5 protein-coding genes and 1 tRNA gene are annotated in these 5,221 nt (G+C 39.5%); all 6 read left to right on the top strand.

The features are described from left to right. The first annotated feature begins 169 nt into the window (after positions 1-169). Positions 170-1,210: a quinolinate synthase NadA gene (nadA, locus tag B4F91_RS10215; protein ID WP_004589501.1), complete on the top strand. Its 1,041-nt coding sequence runs from the start codon at positions 170-172 to the stop codon at positions 1,208-1,210. A gap of 166 nt (positions 1,211-1,376) precedes the next feature. Continuing rightward, a tRNA-Ser gene (locus tag B4F91_RS10220) sits at positions 1,377-1,466 on the top strand. Between the two features lie 473 nt (positions 1,467-1,939). After that, the gene (locus tag B4F91_RS10225; protein WP_286936324.1) at positions 1,940-2,605 is read left to right on the top strand and encodes a DUF6998 domain-containing protein; all 666 of its coding nucleotides are present in this window, start codon (positions 1,940-1,942) and stop codon (positions 2,603-2,605) included. Between the two features lie 98 nt (positions 2,606-2,703). Then, on the top strand, positions 2,704-2,988 hold the full coding sequence (locus tag B4F91_RS10230; protein ID WP_286936325.1) for a CRISPR-associated ring nuclease: 285 nt from the start codon (positions 2,704-2,706) through the stop codon (positions 2,986-2,988). A gap of 101 nt (positions 2,989-3,089) precedes the next feature. Then, the gene (locus tag B4F91_RS10235) at positions 3,090-3,764 is read left to right on the top strand and encodes a hypothetical protein (protein WP_286936327.1); all 675 of its coding nucleotides are present in this window, start codon (positions 3,090-3,092) and stop codon (positions 3,762-3,764) included. A 92-nt stretch (positions 3,765-3,856) separates the two neighbouring features. After that, positions 3,857-5,221: anti-phage ZorAB system protein ZorA (gene zorA / locus B4F91_RS10240; protein ID WP_288635709.1), on the top strand; the 1,365-nt coding region annotated here is incomplete at its 3' end.

A 5,221-nucleotide genomic window follows, 5' to 3' on the forward strand; every position in this document is an offset into this window, starting at 1 on the left:
AGTCCATCATGACCCACCACTTCTAAAAAATCTCAACTCTTCTCTTATTTTATTTAAATCAGTTTCTTACTTTTATTTATAAACAGCATGCCCAGATAGCTGTTATTTGCCCGTGTATTCTCGTATAATTTGCCGTAATTAATGCACTGTAGATGAAGTGGTCGAGAACATGAGTCTAGCTCAAACTATTATGCCTGAAGGTTATATCTTTCCTCCTAAGCCAGCGCCGTTGACTAAAGACGAGCAAGGCGAATATAAAGCACGTATTAAACAACTACTGCAAGATAAAAATGCAGTGCTGGTAGCCCATTACTACACAGATCCTGAAATTCAGGCACTTGCCGAAGAAACAGGGGGCTGTGTTGCCGACTCATTAGAAATGGCACGTTTTGGTGCTCGCCACGATGCAGACATGATCATCGTTGCAGGCGTACGTTTTATGGGTGAAACCGCTAAAATTTTAACGCCAAACAAAACGGTTGTTATGCCAACGCTAGAAGCAACATGTTCGTTAGATATTGGTTGCCCTATTGATGAGTTTTCAGCGTTTTGCGATCAGCACCCTGATCGTAAAGTTGTAGTGTATGCAAACACCTCTACAGCCGTTAAAGCCCGTGCAGATTGGATTGTAACCTCATCGTGCGCGCTTGAAATTGTAGAGCACCTAGATGAGCAAGGTGAAAAAATTATTTGGGGCCCAGATAAACACCTTGGTAGCTACATTCAAAAAAATACTGGCGCCGATATGATCATGTGGAACGGCGCATGTATCGTACACGATGAATTTAAAACAAAAGCGCTTAAAGATATGAAAGCCCTGCACCCAGACGCGGGTGTATTGGTGCATCCAGAGTCACCTGCAGAAATAGTGGCACTAGCAGATGCGGTTGGCTCAACCAGTCAACTAATAAAAGCTGCGCAAACAATGGATAACGATAAGTTTATTGTAGCGACAGACCGCGGTATTTTTTACAAAATGCAGCAGCTATGCCCAGAAAAAGAGTTTTTTGCAGCCCCAACAGCGGGTGAAGGCGCGTCATGTAAAAGTTGTGCACATTGCCCGTGGATGGCAATGAATGGCTTAAAAGCGATTGAAGAAGCTCTGATAGACCCCCGTGGTAAAGAAGTGTTTGTAGATATGGACTTACGCGAAGGCGCGCTCAAGTCACTTAATCGCATGTTAGACTTTACAGCTAGCATGGCTAAGTAATTAGCCTAATGCATAAAAACGGTTAAACCTTAAGGTTTAGCCGTTTTTTTATGCCTAAAGTAAATTGCTGATTGATTATTAGACACTTAACAGCACAAATTTAAAAAGACCTTGCACCTGTGTAACCTATTTCATACTATAACGCGCTGTTGCTAAGCAACACCGTGGAGGAATGGCTGAGTGGCTGAAGGCGCACGCCTGGAAAGTGTGTTTAGGTTAATCCCTAACGAGGGTTCGAATCCCTCTTCCTCCACCATCATTCAATATTAGGACGCTTTTTAGCGTCCTTTTTTGTGCCTGCAACTACGTTAAATCTTGTAGGTTGCAGCTCTATCCTTTCTTAGCTCGTTTTACCAAAGCTGATAGTTTTAATTCGCTTCTATACCAATCGTGTTAGGTTTCTAAACATTTATAGCGATAGATAAATAGAGTGACAACAAGGCATAAATTTCGACATGTAGTTGCTCCACATAAGAAGTTTATAACGCCGTTAACGCTTTATTTAGTACGCTAAAAAGGCTAAATATTTAAGTCGATTGGTATTAGTACCCTACAAAAATGCACTGCTTAGGTATACTTAAATGTAGTTCTGCTAGTGCTAAAAATAAGCACAAGTGAATGGAGACGTAGATTGGTCATATACACAATGCATATCAAGGAGCTTAATTAGTATGAATTATAAACACCTTTATACGTTTTAAAGTAGATATATACAAATAAGGAAATAAAATGGCTTTAACTCAAATGCAGATTATTCAATCACTAGGTGAAGCTATGAGCTGGTTAGAAAGGGAGTTAAGCTGGGGTATTCCCCCAACTGAGCTAAGACACTTGACCGGTCGAATAGGCGAGCTTTACGCTGCACTAATCACGAATGGTCGTATGGCAACAGAGGTTAACCAGGCAGGGTACGATGTTGTATCAAGTAGTGGTGAGCGGATATCGGTAAAAACAACAGCTAAAATGGGGTCAAGCGGCCATATAAGCTTTAACACAAATACGTTAGCGTTGGTTGACCGTATCATGATCCTGAAAATAAATACTGAAGAAATGCAGGTTGAGACTTTATTAGATGCCCCGGTTGAAAAAGCAAAACCACTCATGAATATTGGGCCAACAGGTAAGAGCGCTATTGCGATGAGTAAGTTAATTAACCCTCTTGTTAAGCCACGTATTTTACTAAATGTAAAAGAAGCTACATGGAATAACTACAAATTGGTAGAGCTAGAAAACGGCACCATAGAAGTATTTTTAAATAATGAGCTTGTAACACCTAGTAAGCCTTACTTACGTGATATTGCTAAAGAGTTGGGTGTTTCAATTTTAAATGGCAACGGAAGTCCATTTAATACACGGCAGTTGGGATCTGTATTGATTAAAGAGTTATTAAATTAAAGCTAAGTTATTATACCTCTAATCCACTGAGCTTAAACAAGTTTCATTAACTATGTAATTTATGTATTATGTAGATTCCTCATACAAAAGGATCGTTGATGAAGAATGTACTACTAATAGTTACCGGTGCAAGCCCACAAGTATTAACCAAAACTCTTTTTGCGCTTTATCAGCAGGGTAAGCCTATGCCTGAAGAGGTTTTTGTTATTACTACAAAAAGCACCAAGGCTATGCTTACTTATGGATTATTTGAGCAAGGTCATTTAGCTAAACTAATAGCAGACTATCATTTTGCTGTTATTAAATTCCTACACATACTGCTACTCAACTCTCCAAACCGAGAAGCCTTTTCTGGCGAACTACAACGCTATTTCAAAAAATAATAACAAGGATGTTAAATGACCCAAGGTAAATTAAATAAAAACATAGCTGACACTCAGTTTTTAAAGCAGGCCGCTTATTTAGCACGTAAAGGATATATAAAATGCAGGCACAAGTAAAACGCATGAACGAAGTGGGTGATACGGTATTTTTAACACCTACGCCATTACTCAGCTACGAAAAATTGGTGTTAAAAAGCTTAGGCTCAAATACCTATCGTGGCTTTCATCGTAAAAGTAATAATTGCTTAGGCGCATCACATACCTTTAGAGATGTATTAACTAAAAAGAAGGATTATTTAATACACGCACTCAATAATCTTACTTCTGAAATAGAGTTAAACGCGCTTGCAAACGAGTTATGTAGTGAGCTAAAAATTGAACTGAGTAAAAATATTAAACCTTTGCAATTGCAGTCGTTTAATAAAGTACGAAAGCCCGTAGATATTGTATTTGAGCACTTTGTAGCAATGGGGGAAGACTTTGCACCAGCAAGAAAAACCGCCACAGCATGGCTGTTTTTACCCCTTGATAGCCAAATTTTTCAGTCTGAATTTATATTTACCACTGAAGAAGCGAAGGCTCTAGGCATTAAGCGTCGCTTTACTTACAAAGACATTGAAACAGCGCAGCACTACGCAGATATACAAAACTTTTTAAAAGATAAAGCGGCAAATATAGGTTTAAACCACCGTATTTATTTTGATTTGGTTTGGAATAACCGCTATGAAAGCAACGGCACCAACTTATTTTTAACCAACCCACGCAGAAATAGGTAAACCTTTAGTTACTTAAAATAGTGACTACAAAATATTAAAATTTTAATTATAAAGTAAGAAATACCCGCATTCTAAGGGATTAGGAGAAAGTAATGTTTGAATATTTGCCATTTCAGGCTGATTTATTATGGCCAGATGCTTTGTTGGGGCGCTGGTTTATTATTGCCATGCTATTACTTTTTGGATTCGCGATTTCTCGCGTTTTCCAATTAAGTAGTAATAGTAAAAAAACAATAAAAGGCGTGGAGGAAATTGTAGCAGGTCAAACTACAAGTTCACTTTACGATAATATTGCTACTATCAAGCATAAAGCAAAGGATTCAAACAACGAGGTAGTTAAAAACCTTTGGCGTGAGTTTGATGAAAGTTTAGTACTCGACCACCGTGAAAAAGGAGTTTATAACACTTTAGATGCTGAGCACTTTTTTAATCCAAGAACACTGGCCTCTGGTATCACTTCAAATAGATTACTCGCTGCAGCTCCCTCTTTTTTAACCGCAATTGGTGTATTAGGTACTTTTTTAGGTTTAACAATGGGCTTAAAAGGGTTGCACATGGAGACGAAGGAAATAGAAGCATTAAAAGATGGTATTACGAGCATGATTAACGGCTCGGCAATGGCATTTGTGACCTCTGTTTGGGGGGTAGGGCTTAGTTTATTGCTTAATGTGTTTGAGAAAAACACAGAGCGAAGAATAGTTAAAAAAGTAGTAAAAATTCAGCAAACTATCGATTTTTTATTTCCTCGTTTGCCTGCTGAAAAGTCACTTGTTGATATTTCTAAAAACACCAGTGATAGCAGTGAAGCACTGCAAGAATTGCATGAGCGAATTGGCGATCGCCTACAAGAAACCATTACAGGCATGAATAAAGACATGCAAGAGGCCTTTACCAATGCACTTAACAATGTAATGGCACCGGCTATGCAATCTTTAGTCAGTAATGCCAGCCAACAAACCAGCGGCGTGCTTGAGCATTTAATTAGTAACTTTACTGAGAGCATGCAAGCGGCAGGCAGAGGCCAAGGCGAGCTTATACAAAAGTCGACTGAGCAAATGCACGAGGCAGTAAGTAGCTTGAGCGGGCAAATGAGCGCAGTGCTTGAACAAAGCAGTAAACAAGCTGAGTTACTGGCTGAGCAACAAGCAGGTGTGTCATCGCAATTTAACCAGCAACTAGAAGCAATGCTGAACAAAAGCGAAGAACGCCAACAGCTTATGGAGCAAAAACTGTTTGCAGCGATTGAGTCGCAGCAGGAATCGCAAGCGACGCGTGAAGCAAACCATGTAGATAATTTACAGTCGGTATTAGGTGGCTGGTTAACTGAGCAATCGCAAACGCTTAATAAGCTTTCTGACTCTATGGCTGAAGTACAAAGCGCGATGGGCGAATCGAACCGTGGTTTTGTTAATGAGCTTTCGAGCCAAAACGAAAAAACAACAGCGCAGCAACAGGCG

It is taken from the genome of Pseudoalteromonas sp. UBA6610, from assembly GCF_002433295.1.
GTDB classification, from domain to species: Bacteria; Pseudomonadota; Gammaproteobacteria; order Enterobacterales; family Alteromonadaceae; genus Pseudoalteromonas; species Pseudoalteromonas atlantica.

Bases quoted from the DNA above. Each gene is read 5' to 3' on its own strand.
- nadA (WP_004589501.1), top strand. From the start codon at position 170: ATGAGTCTAGCTCAAACTATTATGCCTGAAGGTTATATCTTTCCTCCT.
- B4F91_RS10225 (WP_286936324.1), top strand. From the start codon at position 1,940: ATGGCTTTAACTCAAATGCAGATTATTCAATCACTAGGTGAAGCTATG.
- B4F91_RS10230 (WP_286936325.1), top strand. From the start codon at position 2,704: ATGAAGAATGTACTACTAATAGTTACCGGTGCAAGCCCACAAGTATTA.
- B4F91_RS10235 (WP_286936327.1), top strand. From the start codon at position 3,090: ATGCAGGCACAAGTAAAACGCATGAACGAAGTGGGTGATACGGTATTT.